Source organism: Arthrobacter sp. B10-11, assembly GCF_033142195.1.
Lineage (GTDB): Bacteria > Actinomycetota > Actinomycetes > Actinomycetales > Micrococcaceae > Arthrobacter > Arthrobacter oryzae_C.
The window spans coordinates 409715-425751 of the sequence record NZ_JAWMTH010000002.1; the positions used below are offsets into that span (position 1 = coordinate 409715).

The following is a 16037-nucleotide window of genomic DNA, read 5'->3' on the forward strand; positions in this document are numbered from 1 at the left end:
GAGGGTGGCGCCCGTTCCGGATTAACAGAACAGGAAGTGTGCCATGCGTGCTTGGTGGGTTGGCAAGCCGGGTCCCGTGGCGGGGCATCCGCTGGTATTCGGCGAACGCCCCGATCCCAGCCCCGGGCCGGGTGAGGTCCTGCTTGCCGTCCGTGTGTGCGGAGTGTGCCGCACGGACCTCCATCTGGCCGAAGGCGACCTTCCACCCCGCCGGCCGGGCGTCATTCCGGGCCATGAAGTGGTGGGGGAAGTGGTTGAACTTGGTGAAGGCGCCAGCCGGTTCCGGATGGGCGAACGCGTGGGGGTCGCGTGGCTGGGCAGCACGTGCGGGCGCTGCCGTTTCTGCGTCCGCTCGCAGGAGAACCTCTGCCTTTCCCCCACTTTCACCGGCTGGGACCGGGACGGCGGCTACGCGGACCGTGTGACGGTCCACGAGGACTTTGCCTACCGGATACCGGAGGTCTTTTCGGACGAGCAGGCAGCACCCCTGCTCTGCGCGGGGATCATCGGCTACCGCGCCCTGGGCCGGGCCCAGGTTCCCGACGGCGGCCGCCTCGGAATCTACGGCTTCGGCGGCTCCGCCCACCTGGCCGCCCAGGTGGCCATGCACCGCGGAGCCAGTGTGTACGTCATGACCCGCTCCGCGGAAGCCCGGCGACTCGCCTTGGAGCTCGGCGCGGCGTTCGCCGGGGACGTCGACGACGAACCACCTGTCCCGCTGGACGCGGCCATCCTTTTCGCACCGGCGGGCTGGCTGGTGCCGCAGGCGCTGCGCGCCTTGGACCGCGGTGGCACGCTGGCGGTGGCGGGCATCCACCTGAGCGACATCCCGCCGCTGCACTACGGGTCCGAGCTGTTCCAGGAACGGCAGCTGCGCAGCGTCACCGCCAATACCAGGTCCGACGGCGAAGAGTTCCTCCGCGTCGCGGCGGACATTCCGCTACGCCCCACCACAGTCCCCTACCGGATGGAGGCCGCCGGCCACGCCCTGCAGGACCTCGCCGAGGACCGCATCACCGGGGCGGCCGTCCTGCATATGGCGTAGGCGCAAGCGCTCCCGGGGATGAGGCCTAAGCTCCGGTGCCGAGCGGGAATTCATGATCCTGCCCGGCGTGCAGCAGGACCTGTCGTTGCCCGAGCCGCACCAGCACCGGGGAGGCATCCCCCGGTGTCGCGGAAACCCGGAGCCGTCCCTTTTCCAGGAACACCGCCAGCAGCTGGTCCCGGTACCGAACATTGAACGTGACCCGGCGGAGTTCCCGGGGAAGGCGGGGCGAGAAAACCAGTGCGTCCCTGGTGATGCGCAGACCGGCAAAGCTGCGCTGGACAACGTCGATGGATCCCGCCATGGCGCCCAAGTGGATGCCTGCGCTGGTGGTGCCGCCCTGGGTGTCGTCCAGGTCCGCATCGAGTGCTTCGCGGAACGTTTCCCACGCCCGTTCCGGGTCGGTCTGGGCCAGCACCGACGCGTGTGCCACCCTGCTCAAGGTGGATCCGTGCGCGGTCCGTGCGAGGTAGAAATCGACGGTCCTGGCGATCTGCCCGGCTGTCACGGTGTATCCGAGCCGGTCCAGGAAGGCAAGGAGCTGGTCCTCGCCCAGGACGTAGAGCAACATGAGGACGTCCGCCTGCTTGGCCAGCTGGTAGTGGTTGGTGCTGCTGCCCTCCGCTTCAAGGATGAGGTCCAGGCGCTGCACATCCCGGTACGTGCGGCGGTAGTGCTCCCAGTCCAGCTCCTGGAGGTTCCCATAGCCGGCGAACTGGCTGATGATGCCGTCGGCGTGGAAGGGCACAAACACCCTGCGAGCCAGCCGCACCCAGCCGTCGATTTCCGTGTCCGTGACGCTGAGCCGTTTCCGGAAATCGTCCATATCGAAGCCGCGCACGGAGCCCATGATCCACGCCGCCTGGTCACACACCCAGGCTGCCATGACGTTGGTGTAGGCGTTGTCGTCCAGGCCGCCGCCGGGGTTGTCCGGGTAGCCGGTGTGGTACTCGTCGGGACCCACCACCGCCCGGATATGGAACCTGTCCTCGGCAGGATCATGCTCCGCCATCGACGCGAACAGCCGGGCAACTTCCACAATGATTTCCGCACCGTGGTGCGTCAGCCACGCCCGGTCCTGGGTGGCCTCGAAGTACTGCCAGGCGTTGTATGCCACCGTGAGGCCCGAGTGGCGTTGCAGGTGGGAGTAGTCCGGAACCCAGCGGCCGGAGCGGGAATTGAACAGCAGTTTGGGGGTCTCCTCCCGGCCGTCACTCCCGCTTTGCCACGGAATGAGGGCCCCCTTCAGCCCGGCTTCCCCGGCAGCATCCCGGGCGGTCCCCAGCCTGCGCCACCGGTAGTCCAGGAGCGCCCGCGTCACGGCGGGCAGCCGGGAGGTCAGGAGGGGCAGGACGAAAAGTTCATCCCAGAAAATATGGCCCCGGTAGCCCTCGCCATGAAGGCCGCGGGCGGGGACGCCGGCGTCCAGCTCAGCGGTGTGGGCGGAAATGGTCTGGAGCAGGTGAAAGACGTGCAGGTTCATGATCAGCTCGGCCTGGGTGGAGGCGTCGAACTCGATGATGAAGGGCGTGAGCAGCCCCGCCCAGGCCGCTTCGTGGCTGGCCAGCAGCCCCTCGAATCCGCCCCTGGCGCGGTTCAGGACGTTGAGCGCCGCAGTCCGGGGCGAAGATATGGCGTGGTCGCGGGAGGTCACCACCGCCACGGTTTTGGTGACGGTTACCGGTTCACCGTCCCGCAGCGCCACGTCAAAGCGGTGCACGAACAGTCCGCCCAGCTCTTCGGGCCGGGCCGGATGCAGGCTGGCGGGCACTTCGGTCCTCACCGCCACAGCGATGCCGATCCGGCTCTGGCTCGTCCGGGCAAGGACCACCTGCGTGGCCGCTCCGGGCCCGTCGTCGGCCCCGGAAACCGTGACTCCGGTCAAGTGCCGGTTGGACAGCAGGGCCTCGACCGGGACGTTCGAATTGGTGACGTCCGTGTCACAGCCGCTGCGGATGCTGACCCGGCCGTCCCACCCGTTAGCGGTCAGCGTCATCTCGAGCGCAGCGAGGTGCGGTTCCGCCATGGAAACGAGCCGGCGCTGGACGACTCCCAGTGTCCGCCCGGCGTCGTCTTCCAGCACCGCTTCCCGCGTCAGCAGGGCGCGCTTCAGGTCCAGGGTGCGCCGCTCGCTGCGGAGCCGCAGCCCGCCGTCGGACCACCACGGGCCGTCCTGCACGCAGAGATCCAGCGGCAGCCAGTCAGGCATGTTGACCATGTGCTCGTCTTCGGTCTCCTGCCCCTGGATCACGCTGGTGAGCCTGTTGTAGACCCCGGCCAGGTAGGTCCCGGGATAGTGCACGCCGTCCTTGCGGTGCTCCGGAGCCGCCCCCCGCGTTGCCATGTAGCCGTTGCCCAGCGTGGTCAGGGCCTCCCGGTGGCCTTCGTGCGCGGGGTCGAACCCCTCGTACACCAGCTGCCAGGGGTCCGCGATGACCAGGCCCAGGTCCAGTTCACTGACGTCTTCAAGGACGACGTCGGCGCCCGCGGCTTCCAGCTCGGCGCGGTGCCCGGTGCGGTCAATTCCCACCACCAGGCCGAAGCCGCCGCGGTGGCCGGCTGCCACTCCGGCTACGGCATCCTCGATGACCACCGCCCGCCCAGGCTCCACCCCGAGTTCCGAGGCGGCGTGGAGGAACAGTGCAGGATCCGGTTTGCCGGGCAGCCCCAGCCGCGCTGCGGTGTTCCCGTCCACCACGACGTCGAACGCATCCTGGAGGCCCGCGGACGCGAGGACCGCGCGGGCGTTCCGGCTCGCCGTCGCCAGCGCTACGGGGACCTTCCCGGCCCTGAGCCTTTCGAGCAGGGCCAGCGTCCCGGGGAATACGGGGACGGGCCGGAGCCCCAGCAGCTTTTCGAAGATCCCGTTCTTACGTGCCCCCAGCCCCACCGCGGTCCACTCCGCCGGGCCGTCCCCGGGTGCGCCTGCCGGCACTGCGACCCCGCGGGAGCTGAGGAACGCGGCCACGCCGTCCTCACGGGTGCGGCCGTCCACGTAACTCAGGTAGTCGGTGTCCGTGAAGGGGTCACGCCGTGCGGCCTGCGGAATCCGGGGGTCCTTTAGGACGGCGTCGAACAGTTCCTTCCAGGCTGCGGCGTGGAGTTCCGCGGTGTCGGTGACCACCCCGTCAAGGTCGAACACCACGGCGTCAACCGGGGCCAGCGCGGCGGCTACGGTTGGCGACTCAGTCATGGCTCAGTCCTACCAGCCATGCACCGGCCTGCCCAGTGACCTTGGACCCGTCTTGCCGCGGGCTACCGGCTGTCCTGCCCGCTGTCCCGCGGGCTATCCGGCTGGCTATCCCGCAAGCAAGCTGTCCAGCGTGACGAAGCCGTAGCCCGCCTGGCGCATCCTGTCGATCATCCGAGGCAGGGCGTCAGCGTCCAGGGTTGAGCCGTCGTCCGGGTTGGAGCCGATGTGCATCAGCACGATTTCGCCGGGCTGCAGGGCGGACAGCGCCCGGTCCGCCACCTGCTGTGCGGTAATGCCGCCGCTGGTTCCTTTCCAGCCGAGCGTGTCCGCTGACCAGCGCACCGGGACGTAGCCCAGGTTGTTCACGGCGGCGATGGTGCGCGCGTCACGGGCACCGAGCGGGAACCGGAACAGCGGCCGGGGATCCGCCCCGGCGGCCAGGATAGCCTGCTCCGCCGCACGTACCTCATCCCCTATCGCGGCGTCCGACAGGCCGGTGAAATCCGGGTGGCTCTGCGAGTGGTTGCCCACACGGTGTCCGCCGGCCACGATGGCGGACACCCCGGCAGGATTGGCCGCCGCCCAAGCCCCGGTCAGGAAGAACGTCCCGCGGATTCCGGCGCCCGCCAGGGTCTGCAGGATCGAGGAGAGGGCAGCAGAGTTGGCGCCGGCGTCGAAGGTCAAAGCCACCGACGGGCCCGCTCCGGGGACCACCTCCACATCCGTGCCGGCCAAGGCAAGGGGGAACGGGGCGGCGGGCGGCGGGTCCTGCGGCGCGGGCAGCGTTTCCGGCGGCGGCGTGGGGCCCGGGGCAACGGGACCCGGGAGGGTCGGCCCGCCCGGAGTTTCCGGAGGCTCTGACGCTCCGGGCTCAGACGGCTGGGGTTCTGACGGCAAGGTATCTGACGGCGTGGGGCTGGCCGGCGTCGAAGGCGGCGGGGTGGAGGATGCCTGGCTTTCCGACGGCGGGCCTGTCTGCGGGTCCGCATTCCGCGGCTGGCCGGCCAGGATCACCGCCAGGACAACCATGGTGATGGCAGCCACGGCCACGAGGACGACTGCCGCCGTCCGGCGGCGGTCCCGCGGGTCCCGATTGCCCGAATTACCCCAGGGCTCTGCCATGTTCAACCATGACAGCCGCGGCAGCACCGCTGCTAGGGCTAAAAGGCCCGTCCGCCGCCTCCCCGCCAGTGGGCCTCCCCGTCCGCCGGCGGACCACCCCTCCGGCGGACCATCAGGGACCTATTCCCCTAGCTCCGCAGCCGGAGTTGAATGGAGTGTTAGCCATAGGTGTGCCCATCCAGGGGTGCCCTGCGTATCAGCCAACCAGCGAATCGGCCACCAGCGAGCCAGCTAACCAGATGGAGGCGGAGTCTGCCCGTGAAACTAGTACTCCGGTATCCGCTCGTGACGGGCACAGTACTGGCCCTCGCGGCCGTCGTCCTGCTGCTGGTGTCCGGCCAGCCGGCGATCGCCCAACTGGCGGCGAGCGGTTACGCCCTCGCCGTGGCGGCGTACCTGTCCGTCGGCATGATCCGAAGGCTGCGGAGCGGGCACTGGGGCATCGACATTCTTGCCGTGACCGCCATCGTCAGCACGGTGCTGGTGGGCGAGTTCATTGCGTCCATGATCATCGTGCTCATGCTGGCCGGCGGCACCGCCCTCGAAGACTTCGCGGCCGGCCGGGCTAAAGGCGAACTCAGCGCCCTGCTGGCGCGCGTACCGCAGACCGCCCACCGGGAGCGCAACGGCACCGCAAATAGCAGCACAGCGGAAAACGGCGCCCACGAAGACGTCGCGGCAACCGACGTTCGGGTGGGAGACATCCTGCTGGTCAAACCGGGCGAAGTGGTGCCGCTGGACGGCGTACTGCTCTCCGACGCCGGCACCTTCGATGAGTCCTCCCTCACCGGTGAAAGCATGCCCGTGGAACGCACCGCGGGCGAGGGCATCATGAGCGGCTCCGTCAACGGCGAGGCAGCCGTCCGCATGCGCGTCACGGCCGTGATGGAGGACTCCCAGTACAGCCGGATCGTGGCGCTCGTGAAGGAGGCGTCGGAGAGCCGGGCACCGATGGTGCGCCTGGCCGACCGCTACGCCATCCCCTTCACCGCGTTCGCCTACGCGCTGGGCGCCATCGCCTGGATCGTCAGCGGCAGCCCCACCCGTTTTGCGGAGGTCCTGGTGGTGGCCACGCCCTGCCCGCTGCTGATCGCGGCGCCGGTTGCTTTCCTGGGAGGCATGAGCCAGGCGGCCAAGTCGGGAATCATCGTCAAGTACGCCGGGGTCCTGGAGCAGCTGGGCAAAGTGCGCACGGCGGCCTTCGACAAGACGGGGACGCTCACCTACGGCCGGCCCTCGCTGGTGGCGGTGGTGACGGCAGACTCCATGGGCCAGGACGAGCTGCTCAGGATTGCGGGTTCCGCCGAGCAGTACTCCTCCCATGTCCTGGCCGCCTCCGTGATGGAGGCCGCCACCGCCCGCGACCTGCGCTTCGAGACGGCCAGCGAGGCCCTGGAACATGCCACCCACGGGGTGCGCGCCGTGTTCGACGGGCGGGAAGTGGTGGTGGGCAAACCCTCCTTCGTGGCCGAGTATGCGCCAGGCGTGGTGGAGACGGACCTGCACAGCGGCCAGTTGGCCATCTATGTGGGAGTTGCCGGGGTGTACGTCGGCGCCCTGGTCATGAGCGACCCCCTGCGCGCCGAGGCCCGCCGGACGCTGGCCGAGCTCTCGGCCCTGGGTGTTACCGAAACGGTGATGCTGACCGGGGACGCCCTGGCCACCGCCAGGCACATCGCGGCCGAGGTGGGGCTCACGGACGTCCGTGCCGAGTGCCTGCCGCCGGACAAAGTGGAGGCGGTAAAGTCCCTGAAGCGCCGTCCCGTGATGATGGTGGGCGACGGCGTCAACGATGCCCCCGTCCTGGCCGTTGCCGACGTCGGAATCGCCATGGGTGCGCGCGGTTCCACCGCGGCGGGCGAGTCTGCCGACGTCGTGATCATCCTGGACGATCTGTCCAGGGCCGCGCATGCGGTGCGCGTCGGGCAACGGACCGTCCGGGTGGCGATGGAAAGCATCTGGATCGGCATTGTTCTAAGCGTGGGGCTCATGGTGGCGGCGGCCGCGGGCTATGTGCCGGCCATCGCCGGCGCCCTGTCCCAGGAGCTGGTGGACCTCGCCACCATCCTCAATGCGCTGCGTGCGCTGAGCCCGGGCCGCAAGACGACACCGCCCGCAGGTCAGGCGGAGCCCTCCACATCCGCGATCACCCGGACCGTCTTGAGGTAGCTGTCCGGGTTCAGCGAAATGGAATCGATGCCTTCGCGCACCAGGAAGGCCGCGAAGTCCGGGTGGTTGCTTGGCCCCTGGCCGCAGATTCCGATCTTGATTCCCGCCGCGTGCGCCTTCCGGATGGCTTCGCTGATCATCGCCGTGACAGCCCCGTCGCGTTCGTCGAACAAGGCGGCCAGCTGCTCCGAATCCCGGTCCACGCCGAGGACAAGCTGCGTGAGGTCGTTGGAGCCGATGGAGAAGCCGTCGAACTTGGGCGCAAATTTCTCGGCCAGGACCACATTGGAGGGGATCTCGCACATCATGTACACCTGCAACCCGTTCTCGCCCCGCACCAGGCCGTTCTCAGCCATGACCGCCAGCACGCGGTCCGCTTCGTCGGGGGTGCGGCAGAACGGGATCATCACAATGACGTTGCTGAAGCCGATGGTTTCCCGCACCCGCTTCAACGCGGCACACTCCAGCGCGAAACCCTCCCGGTAGCGCTCGTCGTAGTACCGGGACGCACCGCGGAACCCCAGCATGGGGTTCTCTTCGGGTTGTTCGAAGGAGCCGCCGCCAATGAGGTGCGCGTACTCGTTGGTTTTGAAATCGCTGAGCCGGACGATCACCGGGTGCGGGTGGTACGGTGCGGCGATCTTGGCAATGCCCAGCGCCAGCGCCTCCACGAAGTACTCCCCGGGGTCCGCGTAGCCGCTGGTCAGCTCCTTGACCTGCCGCGCCTCGTCCGCGTCCGTGACCCGCTCAGGATGGACCAGCGCCATGGGGTGGACCCGGATCAGGTTGCTGATGATGAATTCCATCCGGGCAAGGCCCACCCCGGCCGCGGGGAGCCGCCACCACTGGAAGGCGGCTCCCGGGCTGGCGATGTTCACCATCATGGCGGTACGGGTGGCGGGCAGGGCGCCGAGGTCCACGTCCTCGGTGTCGAACGGCACGGTGCCCTCGTAGACCCGGCCCGTGTCACCTTCCGCGCAGCTCAGCGTCACGGCCAGGCCCTCGCCCAGGACGCTGGTCCCGTTGCCGGTGCCGACGACGGCGGGGACGCCCAGTTCCCGGCTCACAATGGCCGCGTGGCTCGTGGTCCCGCCGTGGTCCGTGACGATCCCCGAGGCCCGTTTCATGACCGGCACCCAGTCCGGATCCGTCATCTCGGTCACCAGGATGGCGCCGTCGCGGAAGGTGTCGATGTCCCGGGTGCTCCGGATGACGCACGCCGTGCCCTGCGCGACGGAATCCCCGATCGCCGCGCCGGTGGCCAGGACGTTGCCCGTGCCGCGGAGGTGGTGGATGGTGAAGCGCGTCCCGCTCTTGAGCGCCTGGACGGTTTCGGGCCGCGCCTGCACCATGAACAGCTCCCCGGTGGCGCCGTCCCGGGCCCATTCCATGTCCATGGGGCGGCCGTAGTGCTCCTCCACCGTCACCGCCCAGCGGGCAAGGTCCAGGATTTCAGCGTCGGTCAGCACGAACGAGCTCCGCTCCTCCGCGGACGTGTCCACCATCCTGGTGCGCGCATGGCCGCCCCGGCTGTAGACCATCTTGCGGGCTTTGGAGCCGAGGGTCTTCTCGATGATCGGGGACAGGCCGGGGTCCGCCAGCAGCGGCTTGAACACCACGTACTTGTCCGGGTTGATGCTGCCCTGGACCACTGTTTCGCCCAGGCCCCAGGCCGCGCTGATCACCGCCGCGCGGGGGAACCCCGAATCGGTGTCGATGGAAAACATCACACCGGACGCGCCGACGTCGGACCTCACCATCCGCTGCACGCCGATGGAAAGTGCCACGTCCAGGTGGTCGAATCCCTTTACTTCGCGGTAGCTGATGGCCCGATCCGTGAACAGCGAGGCGTAGCAGCGCCGGCAGGCGTCCAGGAGTTCGCGCTCACCGGAGATGTTCAGGAATGTCTCCTGCTGCCCGGCGAAGCTGGCATCCGGAAGGTCCTCCGCGGTGGCGCTGCTGCGGACGGCAACGGACAGCCGGTCCAGTCCGGCCCGGCCGGCGAGCGTGCGGTAGTGGCTGCGGATGGACTCGGCGATGTCCTCGGGGAATTCACTGTCCAGGAACAGCTCCCGGATGGCCTCGCCCGTGGACCGCAGGGACGTCTCGCCGGCCCGGTATTCCCCGATCCGGGCCCGCATGGCGGCGTCGATGCCGTTGGCTGCGATGAACGTGCGGTAGGCGGCCGACGTGGTAGCGAAGCCGTCCGGCACCCGCACTCCGCGGGACTTGAGCGAACGCGTCATCTCCCCCAGCGATGCGTTCTTGCCGCCCACCTGGGGCACGTGTTCCATCCCGATTTCGTCGAACCACACCACATGGCTTTCAGTCACGGCTGCTCCCATTGCTTGGTCCTCCATGGATTGATCCTCGTGTGCCCGGTTTCCGCGGGTCAGAGGCTTTGGACCTCAACTGCTGCTGCGGTGCGGAATACTGCACGGCTGGCGCCGCGGGCGCTGCTGCACCGGTCCGGCGGTGCCGGACCACCTTGTAGAGCCAGTCCGCCACGATGACGGCGGGAATGGCGGCGAGCGCCACCGCAAGGCCCCCGGACGACGGCGGCGCGTGGCCCAGCAGCGTGGCGATCGGGCTGACGAACAGGAACACGAGCAGGAGCCCGAGTTCCGCCAGCACCGCCCAGACCAGCAGCCGGTTGGTCGCCCATCCCAGCCGCCACGGCGGGGTGCTGGCACTGCGGCACGCGAAGGCGTTGGCCAGCTGCCCCAGCACCACCGTGGTGAAGGCCGCCCCGGAGGCCGCCATCAGGACGTCCGACGCCGGCAGTTCGGCGCCAGGGCGCCAGCCCGCACCGAGGAGCACGGCGGTGTACGCGGTCATTTCGAAGAGTGCTTCCACCGGCCCCAGCAGCCCGAACACCCGGACCATCAGGGCGCGGTCCATCAGGTGCCTGCGCTCCGGCGGCCGTTTCAGCGTCCCTTTGCCGGGGGCTTCGCTGCCCAGCGCCAGGGCCGGGAGCAGGTCTGTGCCGATGTCGAGGGCCAGGATCTGCAGCACGCTCAGCGCGAGCGGGAAGCGGCCGCCGGAGATTGCCCAGATCACAAAGGGGGTGAGCTCGGCCACGTTGTCCGTCAGGTGGTAGGTCAGGAACCGCCGGATGTTGGCGTACGTGGCGCGGCCCTGCTCCACTGCGGCGATGATGGTGGCGAAGTCGTCATCCAGCAGCACGAGGTCCGCCGCCTCGCGGGCCACGTCCGTGCCGCTCAGCCCCATGGCGATGCCGATGTCGGCCTGCTGGAGGGCGGGGCCGTCGTTGACGCCGTCCCCGGTCATGGCCACCACGTGTCCGCGGCGCTGGAGCAGGCGGGCCACCCGGAGTTTCTGTTCCGGGGTGACCCGGCTGACCACCACGCCGTCGCGGTCCAGCAGGGCGGTCAGGACAGCGTCGTCCTCCGGCAGGGAGTGTCCCTCCAGCACCAGCTCCGGTGAGCCGATCAGCCCGGTTTCACGGGCGATGGCGGCCGCGGTGAAGGCGTGGTCGCCGGTGACCATGGCCACCTTGATCCCCGCCTCGCGGGCCGCCTCGAGCGCAAAGCGGACCTCGGCCCGGGGCGGATCATGGAGGCCGATCAGGCCCAGCATTGTCAGCCCGGTCTCAACCTCCTCGAGCCTGAAGCTGGCACCGGGCAGGCCAGGCAGGCTGCGCTCGGCCACGGCAAGAACCCGCAGCCCGCGGGAGGCCATTTCGTCCACCATCGCCAGGGCGGCCGTGCCGTGGTTCCCCACGCACAGCGGAACCACCGACTCCGGGGCACCTTTGACGAACAGGGTGGTGCCCACGATTGCGGATTCGCGCAGCCGGCGGGGGTCGAACGCGAAGCGGTGCGACACCTCGGGATCCGCAGGCCTTTGCCCCGGGCCGGCCAGCCGGACGAAGAGGGCATCAATGGCAGCCTCCATCGGGTCGCCTTCGGCAATCCACTGCCCTTCGTGGAGCACTGCCCGCCCTTCGGAGGCAGCCAGCGCGGCGGTGCTGAGGTGCCGGGCCTGCCCGGCTCCCTCCCCGGCGACCTCGGCCTCCGGCCCGTAGCCCGCGCCGGTGACATTGAGCAGGCCGGCCGGGGTCCAGACCTCGACGGCGTTCATCCGGTTCTGCGTCAGCGTGCCGGTCTTGTCCGTGCAAATGAAGGTTGTGGAGCCAAGGGTTTCCACTGCTTCCAGGTTCCGGACCAGTGCATTGCGCCGCGCCATCCGCTGCGCCCCGACGGCCAGGGAAAGCGTGACGGTGGGCAGCAAGCCCTCGGGCACGAGCGCCACGGCCACCCCGATCGCGAAGAGGAACGCGTCCCGCCAGGAAATACCGACGAGCAGGGAGAGCACAAAGAACAGCACGCCGATCCCCAGTGCCACGGCGGCCGTGATTCGGACAATCCTTCGAAGTTCCAGTGCCAGCGGGCTGGGTGGTGCTACCACCTTGCCGGTCAGTGCGGCGATCTCCGACAGCCTCGTCCGTGCGCCCGTCACGGTGACCAGGCCTTCGGCCTGGCCGTTCACCACGAACGTTCCGCCGTACACGGTGTCGCCCCGGACTTTGTCCACCGGTTCGCTTTCACCGGTCAGCATGGACTCGTCCACTGAGCAGCTGGCCGCGATGGCGAGCCGAAGGTCCGCCGGAATCCTGTCGCCGGCAACGAGGATCACGGCGTCGTCCGGCACGAGCTCGGTGGTGTGGACCTTGAGGATCCGGTTGTCCCTGCGGACGGACACGATGGCGGGGAGCAGCTCGCGGAGCCTGGCGGCGGCCCGCTGGGCACGTTCCTGCTGGATGTAGGCAAAAAGGCCGTTGACCAGGATCACCACAACGATCGCGACGGCCAGCTGCGGCATTCCGGCCACGTACGCGAGCACGGCCGCCACCCAGAGCATGATGGCGAAGAAGTGGGTCAGTTCGGCCAGCAGCTTGCGCCAGTGCGGCACCGGATGGGCTTCCGGCAGCCGGTTGGGCCCGACCTTCCGCAACCTGAGGGCGGCCTCCTCGGAGCTGAGGCCGGCAGTTTCCGGCAGGGATGTGGCGCCAGGGATCACGGCTGCGGCCCGTTGTTCACGGGCAGCGCCGGACACACGAAACCACGGCCCTGAGGGGTAACCCCATGGATCGAGGATGCGGTCTGGAAGGTCAGGGTCCTAGGGTCAAAGGTCACCACTGCGGTGGTCCAGTACCGGCAGGTCCGGCGCCAGCGCCCTGAGGTAGGCGCCGAACCCCTGCGGCGCGCGGGCATGCGTGCGGCCGGAGGTCAGTACCCGGATGGTGTCGGTGGCCAATACCGTGTACGCGTGCCGGCGCAGGTTCTCCACCAGGGTCCGGTCCTCGTGGACGCGCATCCGGGGGAATCCTCCGGCCGCAAGGTAGGCAGATGCCCGGACGCCGAAGTTTGCGCCGTAGATGTGCGGGTGGTCTTCCGTGAAGGGGTGGCGCGCCAGCCACCGGCGCAGGATCGCAGGATCCGTGCCCGCGGGATCCGGTTCCACGGAACCCAGGACGGCGTCCGCCCCGGCATCGGCCAGTTCAACCTGGCGCAGCAGCCAATTCAGCGGAACGGCGGAGTCCGCGTCGGTGTTGGCCAGCCAGACGCGGCCCGCCCACAGCTCAGCAGCGGCCAGGACGGCGGGGCCCGGTTCCCCCATGGTGACTCCGGCGGCCCGGACCCCGGCCGCGCGGCTGGCCCCGGTGCTGCCCAGCAGCACAGGCAGGGCCGAAAAGCGCCGGTCGGAGGCAACATAGCTGGCGGCGATGTCCGCGGAGCCGTCGGTGCAGCTGTCCAGCACCACGGTGATGGCCGTCTGCACGTCGGGCCGTTCTTCCTGCAGCGCGTCGGCGGCGGAACGGAGCGCAGCCAGGGCGCGGTCAAGGTGCAGGTCCTCGTTGTGGGCGGGCACCACAACCTCCACCCGGTCGATGCGCTGCCCGGCCGCCGCCTCCGCAAACATGGCCCCGGCCGCCGCCGGCCCGGCAGGGCACTGCGCTGCCAGCTCCGTCATCTCGCCGGTCATGTCACTGCTGGATTCCGGCCGGGGCAGTAAAGACTTCCAGGACGAAGTCCTTTTCCCGGTACAGCCCTTCGGTGGGCCAGCGGAGCTGCTGACGGGCCATGGCATGGACGGTGTCCCCGTCGAGTTCCCAACCGGATACCGGGTGCCGCCAGTGGCAGAGCACCAGGGTCCCGCCCGGGTTCAGCGAGGCTTTCACCCGCGTGAACAGCCCGGCCAGCTCCTCCGGTGTCAGGTAGTATCCCGTCTCGGAAACCACCACGAGGTCGAAGCTGCCCTCGGGCCATTGCTGCGGAACGGTGAGGTGCAGGGTCCGGGCGGCAGGATTGGCGGAGAGCCGCTCCGCAGCCTGGACCAGGGCGGTGCTGCTGGCGTCAACCGCCACGAATTCCTGGCAGCGGGCGGCGAGTTCCACGCTCAGCGTGCCGATGGAACAGCCGATTTCCAGGCCGGAGCCGTACGCCGCCTCCGGCAGGACAGCCAGGGTAACCGCGCGTTTGCGCCGTTCGTACCAGCTGGTGGTGTAGCTCCACGGGTCGGTATCGCCGCCGTGCACGGCATCGAAGATCCGTTCGGCGTCCTCCGCGCTGTTGCTTCCGCCGGCGGGACCGTGCCAGGCGAACGTTTCCCAGGGGCGGGAAAAGTGCTCGATGAAGCTGCCCGCGAGAAGCGCCTCATCGCCGGGCTGGTCGGACAGCGGCTGCGTCTGGGAGGAGTGCGCCAGGAGGGCAGCCGCCTTGGCGCGCTGCTCGTCCGGCGTCAGCTGCACGCGGACCCATGAGTGCCAGGCGGGATCAGCAGTCGACGCCCACAACCAGTACCAGACAGGGTATTCCAGCAGCCCGTGGCCGTCCTGCGCCGCCAACTCGGCGGCCACGGCGCCCAGGACGTCGTGGTCGGTGTGGCCGTCGGAGCGGTAGGGCGCCACGATCACCACCTGGTCCGCCGGGCGGCCCGCCGCTGCGATCGATTCCTTGACGGCGGCAGCGATGCGGTCCCGGTCGGCCGCAAGGTGGCCGTCCCGGAAGTGCAGGAACTGCCGGGAAGCTCCGGGGGCCAGCCCGGACACAGCCGCCCTGAACTCATTGAGCCGGACGGCGGCAAGCTGGTCCGGCGTCGTCGTCGGAGATTCCGGGTGCGAGGCCTCCCCCGCCGTGCAAAGCAGCACCTCGATGGCGGCCCCGGCGGCGTTCAGCCGGGCCAGGAGCCCTCCGGCGCCCAGGGTCTCATCATCGGGATGGGCAGCCAGCACAACGAAGGTCATGGCCGCGAGTTCGGCCGGATCCAGCGGAAGTTCGGGAAGGACGGCCAGTCCGCTGGCCTCCCATTCGGACTCGGCAGTGCCGGTGTCCGCGTGTGAGAAAGTCACCACGAGCGGTCCCCCTTCAGGGTCAGTGCGCCCAGCTGGGCGTCGTCCCGCATGGCGTGGTGCTGCCGGATGTACAGCGAGAGGTCCGCCATGCGCTTTCCATACGTTTCGTTGAAGGCAAGGGGTCCGGGGCCCATGTTCCGGGCCACCACTTCCTGGATGCGTTCGACGGCGGCGACGACGGTGCCACGGACGCGCAGCGCCTCGCTCCACGCACCGGAGCCGGACAGTTCGCCGGCGTCGATCCGTTCCGCCGTCCGCGCCAAGTACCCGGCCACAGCGGTGATGATCCGGTCCGTTTCGCCCAGGTGGGCCAGTGCGATCTGGTCCGGTTCCCGCCCTTTGTCCGCGGCGGCGGCCAGCGCGCTGCTGAAGTCACGGGCTACGGCAACGGCTCCGCCGAACCAGCAGGCCGCAACGCCCATGCCGCCCCAGGCGAAGCCCGGCCGCTGGAAGTACCATTCCGTCCCGCCCACCGGCACGGCGCTGACGCCGTCGAAGTGAACGGTGCCGCTGGGGATTTCGCGCAGGCCCCGGCTGGTCCACTGCGGCGTCTCGCAGGAGACCCCGGGCGCGTGCAGGTCGACGGCAAAGGCTGCCCTGCCGCCGGACGGCCCTCCGGACCCGGTTTCGCCGGATGCCGGGTCTCCTGCCGCCAGGTGGGCAGTCAGCACGGCGCCGTCCAGCTGGGCCGCCAGCGAACACCAGGGCTTGGAACCGTTCAGGATGTACTTCCCGGTGCCGTCCGCCGTGGCCTCGAGCCGCAGTCCCGGCCCCTCCGCGGCGAACACGCCCCATGCTGCATCGGTGGTCCGGTCCGCGGCTCCGTCACCACGTTCCACGCCGGCCTGGGCGAGGATGGCGACGGCGTCAAGGTGCGGTTCGAGCACCCGGCCGGCGGCCACGTCCACGGCGGTTACGGACGCCAGCAGTTCCCAGAGCCGGGCCGTATTGCCTTCCCCCGGCCGCGGCGCCGTCCGTCCGATGTCCCGCGCCAGTGACAGCAGCGCCGGCACGTCTCCCACTGCGTCACGCACCGCCGCCAGCAGCGGAGCCAGGGCGTCCGGGCTGTCCAGGGCGTCCGGGCTGTCCGGGGCGGCACTGATCCGCACGGCCCTGGGCGGTGGCTGGTG

At 69.7% G+C, this 16037-nt stretch carries 9 protein-coding genes; 2 read left to right on the forward strand and 7 right to left on the reverse strand.

Annotation, left to right across the window (positions count from 1 at the left end; genetic code table 11):
- Nucleotides 1-43: 43 nt before the first annotated feature.
- The gene (locus RW112_RS07575) at nt 44-1045 is read left to right on the forward strand and encodes a zinc-dependent alcohol dehydrogenase family protein (protein ID WP_317781161.1); all 1002 of its coding nucleotides are present in this window, start codon (nt 44-46) and stop codon (nt 1043-1045) included.
- A gap of 25 nt (nt 1046-1070) precedes the next feature.
- Here RW112_RS07575 and RW112_RS07580 read toward each other — a convergent pair whose 3' ends face one another.
- Nucleotides 1071-4238, reverse strand: coding sequence for a beta-phosphoglucomutase family hydrolase (locus RW112_RS07580; RefSeq protein ID WP_317781162.1), 3168 nt, complete (start codon nt 4236-4238; stop codon nt 1071-1073).
- A 105-nt stretch (nt 4239-4343) separates the two neighbouring features.
- Nucleotides 4344-5360 (reverse strand): polysaccharide deacetylase family protein, encoded by a 1017-nt coding sequence (locus RW112_RS07585; RefSeq protein ID WP_317781163.1) that lies wholly within the window; start codon nt 5358-5360, stop codon nt 4344-4346.
- 258 nt (nt 5361-5618) lie between these two features.
- Here RW112_RS07585 and RW112_RS07590 point away from each other — a divergent pair, with 258 nt between their 5' ends.
- Nucleotides 5619-7529 (forward strand): heavy metal translocating P-type ATPase, encoded by a 1911-nt coding sequence (locus RW112_RS07590; protein ID WP_317781164.1) that lies wholly within the window; start codon nt 5619-5621, stop codon nt 7527-7529.
- Here RW112_RS07590 and ppsA read toward each other — a convergent pair.
- The 5 genes from ppsA to RW112_RS07615 all read right to left on the reverse strand — a co-directional run bounded on the left by ppsA (nt 7481) and on the right by RW112_RS07615 (nt 16016).
- On the reverse strand, nt 7481-9889 hold the full coding sequence (gene ppsA / locus RW112_RS07595) for a phosphoenolpyruvate synthase (protein WP_317781165.1): 2409 nt from the start codon (nt 9887-9889) through the stop codon (nt 7481-7483). The two genes, RW112_RS07590 and ppsA, sit on opposite strands and share 49 nt — an antisense overlap.
- Nucleotides 9855-12572 carry a cation-transporting P-type ATPase gene (locus RW112_RS07600; protein ID WP_317781586.1) on the reverse strand — a complete coding sequence of 906 codons (2718 nt, stop codon included), beginning with the start codon at nt 12570-12572 and terminating at the stop codon, nt 9855-9857. The genes ppsA and RW112_RS07600 overlap by 35 nt, the downstream gene beginning before the upstream one ends.
- A gap of 105 nt (nt 12573-12677) precedes the next feature.
- Nucleotides 12678-13538, reverse strand: a complete 861-nt coding sequence (locus RW112_RS07605) for a glycosyltransferase (protein ID WP_317781166.1) — start codon at nt 13536-13538, stop codon at nt 12678-12680.
- 1 nt (nt 13539) lies between these two features.
- Nucleotides 13540-14907, reverse strand: a complete 1368-nt coding sequence (locus tag RW112_RS07610) for a bifunctional PIG-L family deacetylase/class I SAM-dependent methyltransferase (protein ID WP_317781167.1) — start codon at nt 14905-14907, stop codon at nt 13540-13542.
- Complete coding sequence (locus RW112_RS07615) at nt 14901-16016, reverse strand: acyl-CoA dehydrogenase family protein (protein WP_411709878.1); 1116 nt, start codon at nt 16014-16016, stop codon at nt 14901-14903. Before RW112_RS07615 ends, RW112_RS07610 begins: the two co-directional genes overlap by 7 nt.
- Nucleotides 16017-16037 lie beyond the last annotated feature (21 nt).

Bases quoted from the DNA above. Each gene is read 5' to 3' on its own strand.
- RW112_RS07585 (WP_317781163.1), bottom strand. From the start codon at position 5,360: ATGGCAGAGCCCTGGGGTAATTCGGGCAATCGGGACCCGCGGGACCGC.
- RW112_RS07580 (WP_317781162.1), bottom strand. From the start codon at position 4,238: ATGACTGAGTCGCCAACCGTAGCCGCCGCGCTGGCCCCGGTTGACGCC.
- ppsA (WP_317781165.1), bottom strand. From the start codon at position 9,889: ATGGAGGACCAAGCAATGGGAGCAGCCGTGACTGAAAGCCATGTGGTG.
- RW112_RS07575 (WP_317781161.1), top strand. From the start codon at position 44: ATGCGTGCTTGGTGGGTTGGCAAGCCGGGTCCCGTGGCGGGGCATCCG.
- RW112_RS07605 (WP_317781166.1), bottom strand. From the start codon at position 13,538: ATGACCGGCGAGATGACGGAGCTGGCAGCGCAGTGCCCTGCCGGGCCG.